23 protein-coding genes are annotated in these 19,085 nt (G+C 69.6%); 8 read left to right on the top strand and 15 right to left on the bottom strand.

Annotation, left to right across the window (positions count from 1 at the left end; genetic code table 11):
• The first annotated feature begins 16 nt into the window (after positions 1 to 16).
• The 3 genes from urtC to urtE all read left to right on the top strand — a co-directional run bounded on the left by urtC (position 17) and on the right by urtE (position 2,697).
• The gene (gene urtC, locus L107_RS02295) at positions 17 to 1,123 is read left to right on the top strand and encodes an urea ABC transporter permease subunit UrtC (RefSeq protein WP_159816266.1); all 1,107 of its coding nucleotides are present in this window, start codon (positions 17 to 19) and stop codon (positions 1,121 to 1,123) included.
• Positions 1,124 to 1,193: 70 nt separating this feature from the next.
• Positions 1,194 to 1,940 carry an urea ABC transporter ATP-binding protein UrtD gene (gene urtD, locus L107_RS02300; RefSeq protein ID WP_106219600.1) on the top strand — a complete coding sequence of 249 codons (747 nt, stop codon included), beginning with the start codon at positions 1,194 to 1,196 and terminating at the stop codon, positions 1,938 to 1,940.
• A 31-nt stretch (positions 1,941 to 1,971) separates the two neighbouring features.
• A complete protein-coding gene (gene urtE / locus L107_RS02305; RefSeq protein WP_106219601.1) occupies positions 1,972 to 2,697 on the top strand; it encodes an urea ABC transporter ATP-binding subunit UrtE in 726 nt (241 codons plus the stop codon).
• Between the two features lie 79 nt (positions 2,698 to 2,776).
• Here urtE and L107_RS02310 read toward each other — a convergent pair whose 3' ends face one another.
• The 6 genes from L107_RS02310 to queC form a co-directional block, all read right to left on the bottom strand.
• A complete protein-coding gene (locus L107_RS02310; protein ID WP_106219602.1) occupies positions 2,777 to 3,049 on the bottom strand; it encodes an FmdB family zinc ribbon protein in 273 nt (90 codons plus the stop codon).
• Positions 3,050 to 3,185: 136 nt separating this feature from the next.
• On the bottom strand, positions 3,186 to 4,391 hold the full coding sequence (gene fmdA / locus L107_RS02315; RefSeq protein WP_159816267.1) for a formamidase: 1,206 nt from the start codon (positions 4,389 to 4,391) through the stop codon (positions 3,186 to 3,188).
• Positions 4,392 to 4,556: 165 nt separating this feature from the next.
• On the bottom strand, positions 4,557 to 5,006 hold the full coding sequence (locus tag L107_RS02320; RefSeq protein ID WP_236550450.1) for a hypothetical protein: 450 nt from the start codon (positions 5,004 to 5,006) through the stop codon (positions 4,557 to 4,559).
• 86 nt (positions 5,007 to 5,092) lie between these two features.
• On the bottom strand, positions 5,093 to 5,959 hold the full coding sequence (locus L107_RS02325; RefSeq protein ID WP_159816268.1) for an aminotransferase class IV: 867 nt from the start codon (positions 5,957 to 5,959) through the stop codon (positions 5,093 to 5,095).
• Positions 5,956 to 7,272 carry an anthranilate synthase component I family protein gene (locus tag L107_RS02330; protein WP_159816269.1) on the bottom strand — a complete coding sequence of 439 codons (1,317 nt, stop codon included), beginning with the start codon at positions 7,270 to 7,272 and terminating at the stop codon, positions 5,956 to 5,958. The genes L107_RS02325 and L107_RS02330 overlap by 4 nt, the downstream gene beginning before the upstream one ends.
• A complete protein-coding gene (gene queC / locus L107_RS02335; RefSeq protein ID WP_159816314.1) occupies positions 7,269 to 7,991 on the bottom strand; it encodes a 7-cyano-7-deazaguanine synthase QueC in 723 nt (240 codons plus the stop codon). Before queC ends, L107_RS02330 begins: the two co-directional genes overlap by 4 nt.
• 119 nt (positions 7,992 to 8,110) lie before the next feature.
• Between queC and L107_RS02340 the strand changes: the two genes are divergently transcribed.
• Positions 8,111 to 8,659: an ecotin family protein gene (locus tag L107_RS02340; protein ID WP_159816270.1), complete on the top strand. Its 549-nt coding sequence runs from the start codon at positions 8,111 to 8,113 to the stop codon at positions 8,657 to 8,659.
• A 30-nt stretch (positions 8,660 to 8,689) separates the two neighbouring features.
• Here L107_RS02340 and L107_RS02345 read toward each other — a convergent pair whose 3' ends face one another.
• From L107_RS02345 to L107_RS02365, 5 genes are all read right to left on the bottom strand, one after another.
• Positions 8,690 to 9,316 carry a 7-carboxy-7-deazaguanine synthase QueE gene (locus tag L107_RS02345; RefSeq protein ID WP_159816271.1) on the bottom strand — a complete coding sequence of 209 codons (627 nt, stop codon included), beginning with the start codon at positions 9,314 to 9,316 and terminating at the stop codon, positions 8,690 to 8,692.
• A gap of 16 nt (positions 9,317 to 9,332) precedes the next feature.
• Complete coding sequence (locus L107_RS02350) at positions 9,333 to 9,800, bottom strand: TA system VapC family ribonuclease toxin (RefSeq protein WP_159816272.1); 468 nt, start codon at positions 9,798 to 9,800, stop codon at positions 9,333 to 9,335.
• Positions 9,781 to 10,080, bottom strand: coding sequence for a hypothetical protein (locus L107_RS02355; RefSeq protein ID WP_159816273.1), 300 nt, complete (start codon positions 10,078 to 10,080; stop codon positions 9,781 to 9,783). The genes L107_RS02350 and L107_RS02355 overlap by 20 nt, the downstream gene beginning before the upstream one ends.
• 85 nt (positions 10,081 to 10,165) lie before the next feature.
• Positions 10,166 to 11,866: a CTP synthase gene (locus tag L107_RS02360; protein ID WP_159816274.1), complete on the bottom strand. Its 1,701-nt coding sequence runs from the start codon at positions 11,864 to 11,866 to the stop codon at positions 10,166 to 10,168.
• A 194-nt stretch (positions 11,867 to 12,060) separates the two neighbouring features.
• The gene (locus L107_RS02365; RefSeq protein WP_159816275.1) at positions 12,061 to 12,546 is read right to left on the bottom strand and encodes a Dps family protein; all 486 of its coding nucleotides are present in this window, start codon (positions 12,544 to 12,546) and stop codon (positions 12,061 to 12,063) included.
• A gap of 124 nt (positions 12,547 to 12,670) precedes the next feature.
• On the opposite strand from L107_RS02365, the gene L107_RS02370 reads away from it, so the two are divergent.
• Positions 12,671 to 12,916, top strand: coding sequence for an AbrB/MazE/SpoVT family DNA-binding domain-containing protein (locus L107_RS02370; RefSeq protein ID WP_159816276.1), 246 nt, complete (start codon positions 12,671 to 12,673; stop codon positions 12,914 to 12,916).
• Entirely contained in the window at positions 12,903 to 13,307 is a 405-nt protein-coding gene (locus L107_RS02375) for a PIN domain-containing protein (RefSeq protein WP_159816277.1), read from the top strand. The genes L107_RS02370 and L107_RS02375 overlap by 14 nt, the downstream gene beginning before the upstream one ends.
• Before the next feature lie 34 nt (positions 13,308 to 13,341).
• Here the strand turns inward: L107_RS02375 and aspS are convergent, their stop codons facing one another.
• The gene (gene aspS / locus L107_RS02380; protein WP_159816278.1) at positions 13,342 to 15,165 is read right to left on the bottom strand and encodes an aspartate--tRNA ligase; all 1,824 of its coding nucleotides are present in this window, start codon (positions 15,163 to 15,165) and stop codon (positions 13,342 to 13,344) included.
• A gap of 41 nt (positions 15,166 to 15,206) precedes the next feature.
• Positions 15,207 to 16,322, bottom strand: a complete 1,116-nt coding sequence (gcvT, locus tag L107_RS02385; RefSeq protein WP_159816279.1) for a glycine cleavage system aminomethyltransferase GcvT — start codon at positions 16,320 to 16,322, stop codon at positions 15,207 to 15,209.
• Positions 16,323 to 16,478: 156 nt separating this feature from the next.
• On the opposite strand from gcvT, the gene L107_RS02390 reads away from it, so the two are divergent.
• A complete protein-coding gene (locus L107_RS02390; protein WP_159816280.1) occupies positions 16,479 to 16,718 on the top strand; it encodes a hypothetical protein in 240 nt (79 codons plus the stop codon).
• A 145-nt stretch (positions 16,719 to 16,863) separates the two neighbouring features.
• The gene (locus L107_RS02395) at positions 16,864 to 17,262 is read left to right on the top strand and encodes a cyclic nucleotide-binding domain-containing protein (RefSeq protein WP_106219614.1); all 399 of its coding nucleotides are present in this window, start codon (positions 16,864 to 16,866) and stop codon (positions 17,260 to 17,262) included.
• Here L107_RS02395 and speB read toward each other — a convergent pair.
• Entirely contained in the window at positions 17,256 to 18,140 is an 885-nt protein-coding gene (gene speB, locus L107_RS02400) for an agmatinase (RefSeq protein ID WP_159816281.1), read from the bottom strand. The genes L107_RS02395 and speB overlap by 7 nt on opposite strands.
• Entirely contained in the window at positions 18,137 to 19,030 is an 894-nt protein-coding gene (speE, locus tag L107_RS02405) for a polyamine aminopropyltransferase (RefSeq protein ID WP_159816282.1), read from the bottom strand. Before speE ends, speB begins: the two co-directional genes overlap by 4 nt.
• Between the last annotated feature and the right edge of the window lie 55 nt (positions 19,031 to 19,085).

The following is a 19,085-nucleotide window of genomic DNA, read 5'->3' on the forward strand; positions in this document are numbered from 1 at the left end:
CCAGGAGGCCCTACCTGTGAAAATCTTCCAACGACTCGTCCCCTGGATTCTGCTGGCGATCGCCCTGTTCATCCTGCCGGCAGCGCTGGATGATTTCCGTCTCAACCTCTTCGGCCGCTACTTCTCACTGGCGATCACGGCCCTGGCCATCGATCTGATCTGGGGATACACCGGTCTGTTGAGTCTGGGCCAGGGCATCTTCTTTGCCCTTGGGGGCTATGCGGCGGCCATGTACCTGATGCTCAACACCAAGAGCCTGGCGGGTGGCAACGGGATTCCCAAATTCTTTGAGAACTACGGTGTCGACCAGTTGCCATTCTTCTGGCAGCCTTTCTGGTCGCCGGTGTTCACGCTGATCGCCCTCTGGGTGATTCCGGCGGTGGTGGCGGGCCTGGTGGGCTGGCTGATCTTCCGGAACCGCATCAAGGGGGTGTACTTCTCGATCATCACCCAGGCGGCTCTGATGGTCTTCTTTCACTTCTTCAACGGCCAGCAGAAACTCTTTGACGGCACCAACGGCCTCAAGACCAGCACCAGCGAACTCTTCGGCCAGCTGGTGGGCTCCCCCGACATGCAGGTCTGGTTCTACCGCCTCACGGTGGTGCTGCTGCCCCTGGCCTTTCTGGTCTGCCGCTACTTCACCAGCGGTCGCTTCGGGGATGCCCTGATCGCCATCCGTGACGACGAGAGCCGCCTGCGCTTCGCCGGTTTCAACCCCGTCCCCTTCAAGACCATTGTCTTCCTGGTGGCTGGAGCCCTCTGCGGCATCTCCGGAGCCCTCTACACCGTCCAGTCCGGCATCGTCTCGCCCCAGTACATGTCGATCTCCTTCTCGATCGAGATGGTGATCTGGGTCGCCGTGGGCGGCAGGGGCACCCTGGTGGGTCCGATCATCGGTGCCACCCTGGTGAACTACCTGCGCAGCCTGGTGAGTGAGGCCCTGCCGGAGGCCTGGCTGTTCGTGCAGGGGGCCCTGTTCATCTTCGTGGTGGTGCTGATGCCCGATGGCATCTACGGCTGGATCACCAAGGGTGGCTTCCGCACTTTCCTGGCTGCCTTCGGCATCGCCCAGAAGGCCAAGACCTACCCCCAGATCGACAAGGAGGCCGTTCCTGTGGATTAGTCCCCCAGGAAAACGCTTCCTGGCCCATCTGCCGTGACCGCTCCTTTGATTCCGCACCCTTCCGAAGTCCATGTCAGAACCTCTACTCGAGCTCAATGACGTCAGCGTGAGTTTCGATGGCTTCTATGCCCTCACCGACCTCAGCCTGAAGCTCTACAAGGGTGAGCTGAAGTCCATCATCGGCCCCAACGGAGCCGGCAAGACCACCTTCCTGGATGTCATCACAGGCAAGGTGCGTCCCACCAAAGGCACGGTGAGTTTCAAGGGCAAGTCGCTGCTTGGCGTCTCCGAGCAGCAGATCTCGCGCAGCGGCATCGGTCGCAAATTCCAGACGCCGCGGGTGTTCGAGAACCTCACCGTGCTCCGCAACCTGGAGCTCTCCGCCTCACCGGTCAAGAACGCCTTCAGCCTGCTCGGTTCCGGCCTGCCCCAGTCCTCCAAGGACGAGGTGCACCGGATCATGAACTACGTGGGCCTGACGCCCTTCGCCACCGTCAAGGCCGGCTCCCTGTCCCACGGCCAGAAGCAATGGCTCGCCATTGCCTCCCTGGTGGCCCAGGCCCCGGAGGTTCTCCTGCTGGACGAACCGGTGGCCGGCCTCACCGATGAGGAAACCCTGCGCACGGCCGAGCTGATCAAGTCCCTCGCCGGCGACCACACCGTGGTGGTGATCGAGCACGACATGGAGTTCATCCGCGACCTGGGCTTCGACGTCACCGTGCTGCACCAGGGACAGGTGCTGACCGAGGGACCGCTGGAGAAGGTCAAAGCCGATCCGCGGGTGATCGAGGTCTACCTGGGGCCGCCCGAACACTGATCGTTTCCCGACCATCACCCACCGCGAGCCCATGTCCACCACCAGCGCCCAGCCCCTGCTCCAGGTCTCCGACCTCAATGTGTATTACGGGGAGAGCCACATTCTCCGCAACGTGGATCTGACCATCCACGAAGGCAAGATGGTCTGCCTGATCGGCCGCAACGGCGTCGGCAAGACCACCTTCCTCAAGACCGTCATCGGACTGCTGCAGCAGCGATCCGGGACGATCACCTATCAGGACGGCCAGCTCACCAACCAGCCCCCCTACAAACGGGCCCGGTCCGGCATCGGCTACGTGTCCCAGGGCCGGGACATCATTCCCCAGGTGACCGTCAAGGAGAACCTGCTGCTGGGCATGGAGGCCCTCCCCGGCGGCCTGGAAAAGAACCGCCACATCGATCCGCTGATCTTTGATCTCTTCCCGATCCTCGAGAAGTTTCTCAAGCGCAAGGGCGGTGATCTCAGCGGCGGCCAGCAGCAGCAGCTCGCCATCGCCCGTGCCCTGCTGGGCAAGCCCAAGCTGCTGCTCCTCGATGAACCCACCGAGGGCATCCAGCCCTCCATCATCCTCGACATCGAAAATGCGGTGCAGCGGATCATGAAGGAGACCGGCATCAGCGTGCTGCTGGTGGAGCAGCACCTGCACTTCGTGCGCCAGTCCGACTTCTATTACGCCATGCAGCGCGGCGGCATCGTCTCCAGCGGCCAGACCGACCAGCTCTCCGACGACGTGATCAAGGAGTTCCTCACGGTCTGAGGACTGTGGAGCCACAGGACGTCCCGGGCCGAGGCCACCAGTGGTGGCCCGACCCGGGACTTTTGCTTTGGTGTCGCGCTCAGCAGCCGCGGTTGAGCATCCAGGGACGGGTGCCGCTCTCCTTGAGCCGGGGCTTGCCGGTGGCTTCCCTGGTTTCCTTGCGAACCAGACGCGGTTCGGATTGCTCCTGCTTCAGTCGGAAGGGGCCGCTGAGGGACATGACCGGTGTGAACACCCTGAGGCCTTCGGCGCTGCAGCTCGGGCAGTTGGTTTCCTTGTGGCGCTCATCGATGCTGCGCCAGACCTCATAGTTGTCGCAGCCGTTGCTGCAGCTGTATTCGTAGACAGGCATCGCCAGACCAGGGGAACGACAGGGGAAAGGGAAAGGGCCGCCCAGAACGCAGGCAGGCCCGAACAGTTACAGACAGGAACAGTGGCAGACAAGAAAAAGGGGCCTGGTGTCCAGGCCCCTCCCACCAGCCTGCTGATCAGCAGGGAAGGATGTCCTTGTCGAAGATCCCCGTGGGGATGGCCAGGGTGCAGCAGGCGTTGGGGATGTCGACGATGCCACTGATCCTGCCTTCCACCGGCGCACAGCTCAGCAGCAGGTAGGCCTGCTCACCGGTGTAGCCGAACTTCTTGAGGTACTCGATGGCGTTGAGGCAGGCACGCCGGTAGGCGATGTGGACGTCCATGTAGTACTGCTTGCCCTCGAACTCATCCACGGAGATGCCTTCGAACACCAGGTAGTCGGTGTAGTGGGGCTCCACGGGGCTGGTCTTGAACATGGGGTTGACCATGCCGTACTTCGCCATGCCGCCCTTGATGATCTCGACGTGGAGGTCGAGATAGCCGGACATCTCGATGGCGCCGCAGAAGGAGATCTCCCCATCCCCCTGGGAAAAGTGGATGTCGCCCATCGACAGCTTGGCCCCTTCGACGTAGACCGGGAAATAGATCCGGGTGCCCTTGGTGAGGTTCTTGATGTCGCAGTTGCCACCGTGCTCGCGGGGGGGCACCGTGCGGGCCGCCTCGTTGGCCACCCGCTCGAACTCGCTGCCGGGGAGGGTGCCGAGGATGGCGCTGTTGGGGTTGGGCAGGGCTGCCAGCACCGGCTCGCTGCCTGAGAGGCCGGCGCCGTAGGTGCGGCGGTCGGGGGCGGTCTTCACCAGCTCCGTTTCACGACGGTTCCACTCGTTGAGCAGCTCGTGGGAGGGGGCGCAGCCGATCAGGCCCGGGTGGGTGATGCCGGCGAAACGAACGCCGGGAATGTGGCGGGAGGAGGTGTAGATGCCTTCGAGATCCCAGATGGCCTTGGCGGCCTTGGGGGAGTGATCGGTGAGGAAACCGCCGCCATTCTCCTTGGCGAAGATGCCCGTGAAGCCCCACTCATCCCCCTGCAGGGCACCGACATCGAGAATGTCGACCACCAGGATGTCGCCGGGCTGGGCACCGTTGACCCAGATCGGGCCGCTGAGCACGTGAACGACCTCGAGATTCACATCCTCGATGTCCTTGGGGTCGTCATTGTTCTTGATCTGACCGTCGGTCCAGTCCTTGCATTCGATCCGGAACACGTCGCCGGGATTCACCGAGGCCACAGCAGGGATTTCCGGATGCCAGCGGTTGTGCCCCGGCATGTCCTGTTGATCCATCGGCTTGGTGAGATCAACGGAGAAGAGTGTTTTGGGCATCGAGGAGCCGAGGCGCAATTTCCCATCCATCCAAAAGGATGGCCTGCGGCTCGAAAGTGTCGATTGCTACAAGAAACTGGCCGCCAATGCCCCCTTCAATGAATGGAATCAGGAATCATTCTCAACTCCAGGGCAGCACATCCCGGCCCACCGGCCGCCAAGTGCTCAGGTGTCGTCGAAATCCCCTTTGCGGCAGAGATTATCCTTCAATCGCGCCACCCAGACGCTGGGATCCAGCTTGCCGACCTGCTCGGTGCGGCCATCGAAATGGAACAGGAACTGCCAGCGATCCTTGACCGGAAATGTTCTCTTGGCGTTGAGATCGCTGATCGGATCTCCATAGATATTGTCATACGATTGCCAGCCCGGCTCTCCCTTGACGCTGCAGATCGCCGTTGTTTCGTACAGCTGGCCCTTGGCATCGCCGCCATCTGAGGTGACCTTCACCACACCCTTGTGCAGCCCGTTGGCAATGCCGGGCTGGAAAGGCCGCACCAGCTCCACCCGGCTGCCGTCCACCTGCACCAGCAGGTCGCCCGGCTTGGCGTCCTGAACGGCCACCTCCTTCGGGGTGGCGCCGCAACCGGCCAGGGCGAGTCCCGTGCCCGCGAGCAAGCCGGCCAGCAGTCCTGCCAGGTGCTTCCGGGACCCCAGGCCCCCCACAGCGTCGAACAACGTGATGGATCGATTCTGGGGCCAACCTATGACGACAGCAGCAGCCGTCTCCAGAGGTCCAAGGCCCCGGCGGGCACGGGCAGATCGATGGCCCCGCAGCGCCGGATCGGGCGACCGCCCAGGCTGTTGACCAGCAGGGCCGCCTCGCTCTCCAGCAGGTCCGCCACGGACAGCCGCTCCTCCCGCACCAGCCCCAGGGCCAGGCCGCGGCCCCGCATCACCCCCGGCAGGCAGCCGCTCTCCAGGGGCGGGGTGACCCACGCACCCCCGCGCCGCACCAGCAGGTTGGCGCTGGTGCCGCAGCACAGGTCGCCGCCGCTGCCGAGCAGCAGGGCGTCATCGGCCCCGGCGGCCCGGGCCTCCCGCAGGGCCTGGATGGCGCCGGCGTAGGCGAAGGTCTTGCAGCGGCTGATGAGGCTGGCGGCGTTGCGCCGCTCCACCCCACTGACGACCACCGCCACCGGCGTGGAGGCGGGCCTCCAGGGGCTCAGCTGCAGCCAGAAGCGGGGGCGGCCCTGGGGTTCGTCCGGCCCCGGCAGCGCCAGGCCCCGGCCGGCGCCGCTGCCCCGGCTCCAGTTGAGCCGCAGGGCCCCGCTGCCGGTCAGGCCACTGCGGGCCATGGCCTCGGCCAGCAGCGGCCGCACCCGGTCGGCGCCGGGGGGTGGCGCCATGCCAAGGCAGGCGGCCGAGCCGCGCCAGCGCTCCAGGTGCTCCGCCAGCAGCCGGGGCTCCCCCCCCTCGACCAGCAGCGTCTCGAACAGGCCATCGGCCAGCAGCAGGCCCCGGTCGCTCAGGGGCAGGCAGAGCCGGTCCGGATCGCCCCAGGTGCCCTCCGGTGTCGGCCCGTCGATCCAGGCGATGGCCCTGCCGGCCGGAGCTGGGCCGCCGCTCATGCCAGGGCCTCCAGCAGCGGCTCGATCTTCCAGCCCATCTCCCGGGCCTCCCCGGCCGGGTCGGAGTCGGCCACGATGCCGCCGCCGGCATGCAGCCGCAGGCGCCGATCCTTCTGCAGCAGGGTGCGGATCAGGATGCTGCTGTCGAAGCCGCCATCGGCCCCCAGGTGAAACAGGGAGCCGCAGTAGGGCCCCCGCGGCACCGGCTCCAGCTGGCTGAGACGCCGGCAGGCCCGCACCTTGGGGGCGCCGGTGATCGAGCCCCCCGGCCAGCAGGCCCGCAGCAGGTCGACCAGGCCGCGGCCGGCGACGAGCTGTCCCATCACCACCGAGGTGAGGTGGTGCACGTGGGCGTAGCTCTCCAGCCCCAGCAGCTGGGGGACATGCACCGAGCCGGGGACGCAGACCCGGCCCAGGTCGTTGCGCAGCAGGTCGACGATCATCACGTTCTCGGCCCGGTCCTTGGGGTCGCAGATCAGCTCGGCGGCGCGGGCGGCATCGGCGTCGGGATCGGCGTGGCGGGGCCGGGTGCCCTTGATCGGGCGCGTCTCCACCCGGCCGTCGGGGTGCAGGCGCAGGAAGCGCTCCGGCGAGGCCGAGATCACCGCCTCCCCACCGGCGACGGCCAGGCCAGCGAAGGGGGCCGGGCCGTGGCCCACCAGCCGGAGGAACAGCGCCAGCGGATCGGGCGGCTCCTCCCGCAGGCTCTCGCAGCAGGCGGTGAGGTTGGCCTGGAAGAGGTCGCCGGCGGCGATCCACTCCCGCAGGATCCCCACCTGGGCGGCATAGGTGTCCGGATCGGTGTGCCAGTGCCAGGCGCCGCGGTTGATGCCGGGCCCCTCGGCCGGGCGCTCGCCGGCCCCGGCCACCGCCGCCGCCGTGGCGGGATCCGCCAGCAACCCCGCCATGGCCGCGAACCGGGCCGGGTCCCGGCCCTCCAGCCACAGCCGGCCCTCCCCCCGGTCGAAGTGGATCAGGGGATCGTGGCGGGCCGCCCAGAGGGTGGCCATGTCGGAGGCCTGCCAGTGCCCGGCCGGCTCCACCCAGGCCCCGGCCTCGTAGCCGAGCCAGCCCAGCCAGGGTCCCCCCTGGCCCTCCAGATCGGCGAAGACGTCAAAGGGATCGGACGCCCCCGGACTGCCCGGCAGCCCCCGGCAGGTGACGCTCGCCACCGGATCCACCCCGAGCACGCCGCGGCAGCCGAGGGGGCTGCCGTCACCGTCGAGCAGCACCAGCCCGTCCCGGCCGAAGCGCTCCGCCAGGACTCTCGCCAGGGCCCGGGGCTCCAGCCAGGGAAGCGGATCGCTCCTCAACGGTCGGCTCCGGCACGCACGGCGGCGCTGGTCAGGTCGGCCCGGCCGGCGGCCACCAGGGCGGCATCGCGGATGCGGCAGCTGTCGCAGACGCCGCAGGGGAGATCCTCGCCGCTGTAACAGCTCCAGGTGACCGCGACCGGCACCCCCAACCGCAGGGCCTCGCGCACGATGGTGGCCTTGTCCCAGGCCACCAGGGGGGCCCAGAGGCGTGCTCCATGGCCCTGGCGCCCCGCCTTGGTGGCCAGGTCGGCCAGGTTCTGGAAGGCGGCGAGATAGTCGGGGCGGCAGTCGGGATAGCCGGAGTAATCCACCGCGTTGACCCCGAGCACGAGGCTGGTGGCACCGCGGGCTTCGGCCAGGCTCAGCCCCAGGGCGATGAACACCGTGTTGCGTCCGGGGACGTAGGTGCTGGGAATCACCCCCTCCACCACGCCGCCGTCCGGCACGGGAATGGCCGGATCGGTCAGGGCCGAGCCCCCCCAGGCCGCCAGGTTCACGGCGATCACGTGGTGCTCCTCGAGGGCCAGGGCTTCGGCCACCGCCGCGGCGGCGGCCAGCTCGCGCCGGTGGCGCTGGCCATAGTCGAAGGAGAGGCCGATCACCCGGTGACCCGCCTCGATCGCCAGGGCCGCGGCGGTGGCCGAATCCAGGCCGCCGGAGAGCAGGGCGATGGCGAGCGGCGGGGGTGGGGAGGGCGTGGCGGGGGAGCGGGTGATGGGGCGAGCGGGCGCGACGGCCCCCCCATTGTGGAAGCGGCGCCGGGGGCGGAGCGACCGGACGCGATGGAGGATGCCATGGTGGGGGCGCCGGATTCCGGTCCCTTCCGAGGTTCCCCATGGCCCATGCCCTGCGCCGCGCCAAGGCGGCCGCGGCCACCGCCAGCGTCATCGTCAGCCTGCCGTCCCTGCTGGCGCTCACGGTGGCGCCCGCCCGGGCCATCCCCCGGCTGGACCTGACGCCTTACCCCAAGCCCACCGCCGCCCAGACCCGCTGGGTGATCCAGCTGCCCGGCGTGCTGCCGCCCACCGCCGATCCGCGCCTGTCCCCCCACCCGAGCGACTGGCGGGTGCAGCTGATCGCCGGCCGGGAGGTGGAGGCCGACTGCAACCAGCGGGCCTTCCGCGGCCGCTTCCGTGCCAGCAAGGTGAAGGGCCTGGGCGTCAGCGTGTACACGGTGAGTGATGTGGGGCCGATGGTGTCGACCCTGATGGCCTGCCCCCCAGGCCAGGCGACCCGCAAGGTGTTCGTGCCGATGGGGAGCAAGCCCTTCGTGGTGCCCTACGACGCCAGCCGGCCGATCGTGGTGTACACCCCGAAGGACCTGCAGCTGCGCTGGCGGCTCTGGAAGGCGGAGAAGGTGCAGCAGCCGGCCCAGGCCCTCTGAGGCCGCAGCGCCGCAGCCCGTCCAGAGGCCTCAGCGCACCCCCAGCCACTTGTGGCTCTGCAGGCTGAGGCGCCAGTCGGGGTGGGCGCGCACGTAGGCCACCGCCAGCTGCCGGCCGACCGGTTCGTCCCAGGCGGGCTGGAGCAGGAGAGCGGGGCCGGGGGCGGCGGGCGGACGCAGGCGGGCCGCCTCGGCGGCCATGGCTTCGGCGAAGGCCAGGTCGGCCGGGGAGGTCACCACCACCTTGAGCTCATGGCAGCGGGCCAGGAGATCGGCGGCCGGGGGGCGGTGGGGCTTGGGGGAGAGGGTGATCCAGTCGAAGCGGCCGCTGGGCTGCCCCACGCCGCTGGTTTCCAGGTGCAGCGGCAGGCCCGTTGCCGCCAGGGCCGCGCAGAGGCCGTCCAGGGGCTGCTGCAGGGGCTCGCCGCCGGTGATCACCACGAAGGCGGCACCGGCGACGGCGGCGGCGGCGGCCTCCGCCGCCAGGTCGGCCAGGGGCCGCGTGGGATGGGCCGCCTCCGGCCAGGAGTGCTTGGTGTCGCACCAGGGACAGCCCACGTCGCAGCCCGCCAGGCGGATGAAGAAGGCGCTGCGGCCGGCATGGAGTCCCTCCCCCTGCAGGGAATGGAAGGTTTCCACCACGGGCAGCACGGGCATGGCAGGGGCAGACACCTCAACCGCCGCCATGGACATCGGCCTGCAGGAGTTCCAGGTCAAGCCCCGCCCCGAGGAACTGGCGGAAATCCTGCTCCAACGAGACCTTCCGGGTGGAGCGGCTGATGGCGAAGGCCGCCAGGTAGGCGTCCATCCAGCGTTTCGGTGCGGCCACCGCCAGACCGGCCAGACGCCACCAGAGCGACTCGATCCCGCTCGGCTCGTCCACCAGGTCCACCTGGGGCAGGGCCTGAAAGGCCGCCAATGCAGCCAGCGCATCCTGATCCGTGATCGACGCCGCCTGGTGGGCCGTGCAGATCGCCGGAGTGGAGACCAGCCGCAGAAAGCTCTGCTGGGTGGCCCGGCAGAATAGGGCGGGCGCTGCGGGCGTGGCCTGAAGCAGCACCGCCTGGGCGGCGTGATGGGCTGGGTGGGACGCGAAGGCCGCCGCCACCCACACATTCACATCAAGCAGGCAGGCCGGCACGGCGGAGGTCCTCCAGCTCCAGGCCCTTTCTCTCCAGTTGTAAGGCCGTGGCCAGATCAACTCCCGGCCGATTGCTGGCTGGCTCACAGCGGAACACCGGCAGCCCGGCGGAATCCACCATCACCCCATTGCTGGCGATGGGCAGAGACGCCGCCGGGCCGCCATGGAGACCCTTACGGATGTACTCGGCCACGATTTCCTTGGGGGTGCGCCCCTGCTGAAGGGCCCGTTGCTTGGCCTGGCGCACGAGGTGGTCCGGCAGGTCCAAGGTCGTTTTCATCAGCACAGGGCTGCCAAAAACCAGCTTACGGGCGAACCAGCAAGCTGGGTTAACAGGTTGTTGGCGAGCCGATCCCCTGCGGGCCTCAGGCCTGCACGGGCATCGCCTGGGGAGCGGAAGTGGCCTGGGCCTGCTGGCCGTTCCGGGCGGCCACCTCACCACGCCGCTGCTGGGCCGCCTCGATCAGTCCCCGGAACAGGGGATGGGGCTTGCCGGGGCGGGAGAGGAACTCCGGGTGGTACTGGCAGGCGGTGAAGAAGGGGTGGTCCTTCAGTTCGATCAGCTCCACCAGGCGGCCATCGGGCGAGGTGCCGCTGATCTCGTAGCCCGATTCCAGGAACAGGGAGCGGTAGGCGTTGTTGAACTCGTAGCGATGGCGGTGACGCTCGTAGACCACCTCCTCGCCATAGAGGCGCTGGGCCATGGTGCCCGCCGTCAGCCGGCAGGGGTAGACCCCCAGACGCATGGTGCCGCCCAGGTCCACCACGTCCTGCTGCTCGGGCAGCAGGTGGATGACGGGGTGGGGCGAGGCGGGATCCAGTTCGGCGCTGGTGGCCCCCTCCAGTCCGGCCTGGTGGCGGGCCCATGCGATCACGGCGCACTGCATCCCCAGGCAGAGCCCCAGGAAGGGCACCCGCTGTTCGCGGGCCCAGCGGATCGCCGCCACCTTGCCGTCGACGCCGCGGTGGCCGAAGCCCCCGGGCACCACCACGGCATCCATGCCCCGCAGCAGGGCGTCGGCACCCTGGCTCTCGATCTGCTCGGCGCAGATCCAGCGGAGATCGAGGGAGGCGTCCCGTTCCAGACAGGCATGGCGCAGGGCTTCCACCACCGAGAGGTAGGCGTCGTTGAGCTGGACGTACTTGCCCACCAGGGCCACCTTCACGGCGGGGCCCGGGTGGCGCAGCTTCTCCACCAGTTCCGCCCAGCGGGCCATGTCGCTCTCGTGGTCGACCAGGGAGAGGACGTCGAGCACCTGGCGGCAGAGGCCCTCGCTCTCCATCGCCAGGGGCACGGCATAGATGCTGTCGGCATCGAGGGCCTGGATCACGGCGCCGGCGGGCACGCCGCAGAAGCCGCCGATCTTGGCCTTGAGGTCGGTGCTGATGGGCCGGTCGCTGCGGCAGACGAGCACATCGGGCTGGATGCCGATGGAGCGCAGCTCCTTGACCGAGTGCTGGGTGGGCTTGGTCTTGAGTTCGCCGGAGGTGCCGATGTAGGGCAGCAGGGTGACGTGGACGTAGGCCAGGTCGTGGCGGCCGACGTCACCGCGGAATTCGCGGATGGCCTCCAGGAACGGCAGCGACTCGATGTCGCCCACCGTGCCGCCGATCTCGGTGATCACCACGTCGGCGCCGCTGTTGGCCGCCACCCGGTGGATACGCTCGCGGATTTCGCCGGTGATGTGGGGGATCACCTGAACGGTGCCGCCGTTGTAGTCGCCGCGGCGCTCCTTGTTGATCACCGCCTGGTAGATCGAGCCGGTGGTCACGCTGTTGAGGCGCGACATGGCCGTGTCGGTGAAGCGCTCGTAGTGGCCCAGATCCAGGTCGGTCTCGGCGCCGTCCTCGGTGACGAACACCTCCCCGTGCTGGTAAGGGCTCATCGTGCCCGGATCCACGTTCAGGTAGGGATCCAGCTTCAGGATCGAGACGCTGTAGCCGCGGGACTTCAGCAGCCGTCCGAGGCTGGCGGCCACGATGCCCTTGCCGATGCTGGACACCACCCCGCCGGTGACGAAGACGAACTTCGCGGCATGGCCCCGCGTGGCGGACGGTGCGGACATCGGGCGCTGCGCTGATCCCCCAATCTACCGACCCCTTCCAGTCCGGCCGCCCCAGGGGCCTCCCCGCCCAGCCCCCTCCCCCACCATGCCCGGCGGGGCCTGCCCAGCCTCCTGGGGGAGCCTGAGGGGGCTGGCCGAAGCCGGGCGTTGCCCGCTGCGCGGGCGCGCCCCGGCGCAGACCAGAGCCCTCCGGCTCAACCCTCCAGGAGGCTCCTCAGCATCCAGGCCGTCTTCTCGTGGATCTGCAGCCGCTGGGTGAGCAGGTCGGCGGTGGGCTGGTCGCTGGCTTCGTCGGCGGTGGTGAACACCGAGCGGATCGTGCGGGCCACGGCCTCATGGCCCTCCACCAGCTCCCGCACCATGGCCAGGGCGGCGGGCACGCCTTCGGCCTCGGGGATCGAGGAAAGGCCGGCATAGAGGGTGCCGCCGTAGGGGGCGGGGAAGCCGAGGGCCCGGATGCGCTCGGCGATCAGGTCGAGGGCGGTCCAGAGCTCGGTGTACTGGTCCATGAACATCAGGTGGAGCGTGTTGAACATCGGTCCGGTCACGTTCCAGTGGAAGCCGTGGGTCTTGGCATAGAGCACGGTGCTGTCGGCCAGCACGCGGCCGAGCCCTTCGGCGATGCTCTGGCGCTGGGCTTCCGGGATGCCGATGTCGATGGGGGGAGCGGTGATGGCCATGGCGAAGGAGCGGGAGGCACCAGTCTAAGGCGAAGTGAGTCCGCTTAATGGCCGCAGCATGGCGGCGCCGGCGCGGCAGGAGTCGGCCTCTGCCGCGTAAGGCAGATCCCCTTACAGTGCGGTCATGACCACCGTGACCCTCACCTCCAAGGGCCAGCTCACCATCCCAAGGCAGCTGCGCGAAGCCCTGGGCCTGGCCACCGGTGCCCGGCTTCAGGCCAGCATCGACGGCCAGGGCCGGCTGGTCCTGGTGCCTGCGAAGTACGAGCCCGAGGAGCTGTTCCGTCATCGGCCGCCAGTTCAGCGGGCGATGGGCCTGGCGGACATGGATCGCGCCATCGCCGCTGCCGCCGGTCGTGAGGACCCTTGACACCAACGTGGTGGTGCGACTGCTGATCGGCGACGATCCCCAGCAGACGCCGATCGCCGAGCGAGCCTTTCTCGAGGCCATCGCTTCGGGCGGGGTTTACCTGCCCGATGTGGTACTCGCCGAAGTGGGCTGGGTGCTGCGGGGCTATGGGCTGAAACGCTTCACCCGTCACCAGCTGCTGGAGCGCCTGGTGCGCACCCGCGGGGTTGTGGTGGAGGACATCGACGCGGTGATCGATGCGTTGGAGCAGTTCCGGCAGGGCGGAGACCTGGCGGACCACCTGATCCTGGCCAGGGCCTCGAGGGCCGGAGCCTTGCCGGTTCTGAGCTTCGATGAGCGCTTCTCCGCCAGCCAGGGGGTGGCGTTGCTTCGCGCTGCAGAGGAGGGCTGATCGCCGCTTCGCGTCCGCCACCCCCTGGGGCGGCTCAGCCCTCCTCCTCCGTCCAGGTGCTGGCCACATGCAGCTCCTCCAGCTGCTTCGGCGCCACATCGGCCGGGGCCTGGGTCATCAGGCAGCGGGCCTGCTGGGTCTTGGGGAAGGCGATCGTGTCGCGGATCGACTCCTCGCCGGCCAGCAGCATCACCAGCCGGTCCATACCGAAGGCGATGCCGCCGTGGGGCGGGGCCCCCATGTCGAGGGCCTCCATCAGGAAGCCGAACTGGCGCTCGGCCTCCTCAAGCGGCAGGCCGATGGTCTGCAGGACCTGGCGCTGCAGGGCCGAATCGTGGATGCGCAGGGAGCCGCCGCCCAGCTCCAGGCCATTGAGCACCAGGTCGTAGGCCTGGGCGCGGGCCGTGGGCAGGGTCCCGGCCCAGGCGGCCGGATCGCTGCCGAGATCCTCGGCGTTGGGGGCGCAGAAGGGGTGGTGCAGGGCTTCGAGGCGGTTCTCGCCGGCGTTGAACTCGAACATCGGAAAATCCACCACCCAGAGGAAGTTCCACTGGTCGTTGTCCCGCTCGGACGGCACCAGACCCAGCTCACGGGCCAGGTACTGCCGCACCCGGTCGAGGGCCTTGTTGACGGTGGCGGTGTCACCGGCGCCGAACAGCAGCAGGGTGCCCTCCGTGGCGCCGGTGCGCGCCAGCAGCTCCGCCTTCATCTCGGCCGTGAGGTTGTCCTTGATGGCGCCGATCGTGTCGATCTCGCCGCCGGCCCGCACCCGGATGAAGGCCAGGCCGCCGGCCCCCGCCTTCTGGGCCTCGCTGAACACATCACCGCCGGGCTTGATGCGCACGTTGCTGACGGCCTCGTTGCCGCCGGCCACGGCGATGCACTTCACCGAGCCCCCGGCCGCCACCGCGCCCGAGAACACCTTGAAGCCCATGTCCCGGACGATGGCCGAGACGTCGGTGAGCTCCATGCCGTAGCGGGTGTCGGGCCGGTCGGTGCCGTAGCGCGCCATGGCCTCGTGCCAGGTGAGGCGGGGGAACGGCCGCGGCAGCTCGATGCCCTTCACCGCCTTCCAGATGGCGGCGATCAGGCCCTCGTTCAGCGCCAGGATCTCCTCCTGGTCCATGAAGCTCATCTCCATGTCCAGCTGGGTGAACTCCGGCTGGCGATCGGCCCGCAGGTCCTCGTCGCGGAAGCAGCGGGCCAGCTGGTAGTACCGCTCGACGCCCCCCACCATCAGCAGCTGCTTGAACAGCTGGGGCGACTGGGGCAGGGCGAACCACTCACCGCCGCAGACCCGGGAGGGCACCAGGTAGTCGCGGGCGCCCTCGGGGGTGGAGCGGGTGAGGACCGGGGTCTCCACCTCGATGAAGCCCTCCCCCTCCAGATACCCTCGGGCGGCCTTCACGGTGGCGTGGCGCAGCCGCAGGTTGCGGCCCATGCGCTCGCGGCGCAGGTCGAGGTAGCGGTGGCGCAGGCGCAGCTCCTCGCGGGTGTTCTCCTCGTCGTGCACGGACACCGGGAAAGGCAGGTTGCCGCGCACCTCGTTGAGCACCGTGATGCCGCTCGCCAGCACCTCGATGGCGCCGGTGGCGAGCCGTTCGTTGAGGGACTCGGCCGGCCGGGCCCGCACCTTGCCCTCCACCCGCAGCACGGTCTCGTTGCGCAGCCGCTCGGCCACGGCGAAGGCGGCGGGGGCCAGGTCCGGATCCACCGTGATCTGCACCGTGCCGCTGCGGTCGCGCAGGTCGATGAAGATCACGCCGCCGTGGTCGCGGCGCCGGTCGACCCAGCCGCCCAGCTGGACGGCCTCACCGATGGCGTCGTTGCGCAGATCGCCGCACCCGTGGCTGCGCATGGTGGCAAGCAGAACGAATCCGCGAGTTTCCCACAGGGTGCTCAGCCCCGCCGGTAGAAGGGCCGCCTGACCACCACGGCCGGCTCGGCGCGCCCGCGGATCTCCACCGCCAGCTCCGTGCCGGGCTTCGCCGCCGCCGAGGGCACATAGGCCAGGGCCACCGCCTCCCCCAGGGTGGGGGACCAGGTGCCGCTGGTGACCTCACCCACCGGCTCGCCGTCGAGAAGCACCGGATAGCCGTGGCGGGCGATGGCCCGGCCCTGCAGCTTGAGACCCACCAGCCTGCGGGCCACCCCCTCGGCGGTCTGGCGCTCCAGGGCGGCACGGCCGACGAAGTCCACCGGCATCTCCAGGTGCACCAGCCAGCCCAGGCCCGCCTCCAGCGGCGTGGTGGCGGCATCCATCTCGTTGCCGTAGAGGTGCATCGCCGCCTCCAGCCGCAGGGTGTCGCGGGCGCCGAGGCCGCAGGGGGTGACCCCCTCGGCCAGCAGCCGCTGCCACAGCGCCACGCCGGCCTCGCGGCCCAGCAGCAGCTCGAAGCCGTCCTCACCCGTGTAGCCCGTGCGGCCCACGAACACCGGCGCGCCCTCGATGGCCAGCTCCCGGTGGCCGAAGCGGGGCAGGCCCGCCAGGCTCATGCCCACCAGGGCCTCGAGCCGGGCGGGGGCCTCCGGGCCCTGCAGGGCCAGCAGCACCCCGTCGCCCTTGCGGTCGGTGATGGCGATGCCCTCGGGCTCCAGCTGGCTGGCGATCCAGGCGGTGTCGGCCTCGGCACAGGCGGCGTTGATCACCAGCACCAGCTCATCGCACTCCCCGTCGGGGCCGGAGACACGGCCGCGGTCGTAGACGATCAGGTCGTCGCGGATGCCGCCGGCCTCGTTGAGCAGCACCGTGTAGCAGGCTTCGCCCGGGCCGATGCGGAACAGGTCGGTGGGCACCAGCCGCTGCAGGGCGTCCTTGGTGCCCTGGCCGCGCAGGGTGAGCACCCCCATGTGGGAGATGTCGAAGACGCCGCAGTGCTGCCGCACGGCGTTGTGCTCCTGCACCAGGCCGGCGTACTGGATCGCCATCTGCCAGCCGGCGAAGGCCACCATGCGGCCCCCGGCGGCGATGGCGGCGGCATCCAGGGGTGTGCGGCGCAGGGGGGTGGAGTCCATCGGAGGCGACCGGCCGGCCAGGGGGACGCCGGAGCTCGGTGGCGCGATCCTATGGAGCGACCGCGGCCAATACCGAAGAAAGCCTGTGATTCGGCTTCCACCCCTATCACACCGTCAAGGAAATGCGTACCTTGAATGGCCCGATGGGTCAAGAGGATGGGCAACCGTCCCAACTGCCGCAGCTGCCGCCACTGCACCCCGCCCGCCGGGGTGGAGCTGGGATGGTGCCAGCTGCGTCAGCTCCCCATCCATCCCGAGCTGGTGGCCGATCTCTGGTGCCACCACTGGACGGCGCGTCCGCCCCGGCTGCCGGTGGTGTCCCCAGAAGCCCTGCTGAAGCAGGCCCGCCTTCCCGTGGCCAGCCAGCAGCTGAGCCTGGCCACCGGCCTGCCCTGAAAGCTGATCAAAAGCTGAAAAGCGTGACGGATGCTTCCGTTTCGCCCTTCTTCTCCCTAATCTCCATCCCTTCCAGTAGCGGAACGGTCCGTTTGGCCCTAGGAAGGCAGGACCCTGTCCACCACGACCACGGAGGTCCCCTGCATTGATCAGAACCGCCACATCCCCATCACCCATCGAACTGATGGCCGTTCATGTGGATTGTGAAACCTTCACCCTCCCCACCGGAGCCCACGTCTTCTGCCGCGGCGCCAGCGCCAACGCCATCTACGCGGTGCGCCGCGGCATCGTCGAGCTGGTGGGCGAGCAGGGGGAGAAGACCTGCTATCGCCCCGGCGAGCTGTTCAGCTACCAGGACATCACCTGGCGCGAACTGAGCCACCGCAGCGACGCCTTCGCCCGTACACCCGTCGAGGTGCTGCGGCTGGACCGGCTCCGCTTCCTCAACCTGCTGCACAACCACCCCACCATGGCCGTGCAGCTGATCGGGCAGCAGCACAGCCGCCTGCGGGAGCAGCGGGCCAGCGGTACCTGCTGCTACTGAGCCGGGGCGCCTGCGGGCACTGGCCGCCCGAGCAGCAGCAGCAGGCTGCGGGTCACCTTGGCCGCCAGCACGGCGCTGACGCCGCTGGCATCGAGCTGGGGCGCCAGCTCCACCACGTCGGCGGCCACCAGCCGGTGGTGGCGCAGTTCCTCCACCAGGGCCGCGAAGTGGGGCCAGTGGAAGCCGCCGGGTTCGGGTGTGCCCGTGCCCGGCAGCACGGCCGGATCGAACCAGTCGAGGTCGAGGGTGAGATAGAGGGGCCGGCCCCGCAGGGGTGCCAGGGCTGCCGCCATTGTCTCGATCGGCACCAGGCGGCCGCTGGTGCGCAGTTCCCGGAACTCCTCACGGGTGCCGCTGCGGATGGCGATCTGGCGCAGCTCGCCGCTGGACAGCACCTCCAGGCAGCGGCGCATGGCGCAGGCATGGCTGTGGCGGGCGCCGAGCCACTCCTGGCGCAGGTCGGCGTGGGCATCGAGCTGCACCAGCACCAGATCGGGATGGCGCCGCGCCACCGCCGCCACCGCCCCGCTGCTGATCGAGTGCTCACCGCCCAGCATCAGCGGCGCCAGGCCCAGTTCCAGCACCGCCTCGGTGGCCCGGCCCACGGCTTCCACCACCGGTTCGGGGGCCCCGAAGGGGATCGCCACGGCCCCGAGGTCGGCGAAGGCCAGGTCGTCGAGATCAAGGTCGAGCTGGGGGTCGTAGCTCTCCAGGCCGCTGCTCACCTCCCGGATCGCCGCCGGACCGAAGCGGGCGCCAGGGCGGAAGGAGGTGGTGCCGTCGTAGGGAACGCCGAACAGGCCCACGGCGCAGCCGCGGGGGTCGCGGCGGGCGCCCATGTAGATCGCCCCTTCGGTGTCGAACAGCTCCGGGGTCATGGCTGGCCCGCCGCGTCGGCCAGCGCCCGCTCCACGAAGGCCGGCACCGCCTCGAAGGCCCCCCGCTGCCAGCGGGGCGACCAGATGCTGCAGCCCGGCGCCACGGCCGCGGCCCGCTCCGGCAGCGGCTCCCGGTAGCGGGGGCCGTCGGGGCAGGCGAAGGTCCAGCTCCACCAACCGCTGGGATACATGGGCACCCAGCCATAGAGCGGATCGGCGTGGCCGAACACCTCCCGCAGCAGCCGGACGGTGTCGATGTGCACCTGGCGGAAGGCCTCGGGGGATTCGCTCTGGGTGGCGAACACGCCGCCGGGGCGCAGCAGGCGGCGGCAGTTTTCGAAGAACGCCCGGTTGAACAGGCCCTCGGCCGGTCCGGCGGGATCGGAGCCGTCCACCAGCACCACGTCGTAGCTGGCGGCGGGGGCGCTGGCCGCCCAGGCGATGCCGTCGCCGACGGTGAGGTGGAAGCGGGGGTCGCTCCAGGCGTCGCCGCCCAGGCTGGGCAGGTGCCGGCGGGAGAGCTCCACCACCAGACCGTCGATCTCCACCATGTCGAGGTGGGCGACGCCGGGATGGCGCAGGCACTCGCGGGCGGTGCCGCCGTCGCCGCCGCCGATCACCAGCACCCGCTCGATGGCGGCGGCGGCGCAGAGGGCCGGATGGACCAGCGGTTCGTGGTAGTGGCGCTCCTGCCGCTCCGCCGTCATCCAGCAGCCGTCGAGCAGCAGCCCCTTGCCGTAGGTCCGGCTGTCGATGATCGTGATCCGCTGGTAGGGGCTGGTGCGCTCCTCCACCACGGTGGCGGCCAGGCCGTAGCGCACCCCGCCCAACTCCTCGTCCACCCAGGCGCCCGGGGGGCTGGCGTCGGCCGGTGGCTGTTGCGGTCCCATGCGGTTGGCTCGTGGCTTTCCAGCTAAACCTTCGGCAGGACCCCTTGTCACGGCG

The sequence above is a fragment of the Cyanobium sp. Copco_Reservoir_LC18 genome (genome assembly GCF_009834675.1).
GTDB lineage: Bacteria > Cyanobacteriota > Cyanobacteriia > PCC-6307 > Cyanobiaceae > Cyanobium > Cyanobium minutissimum.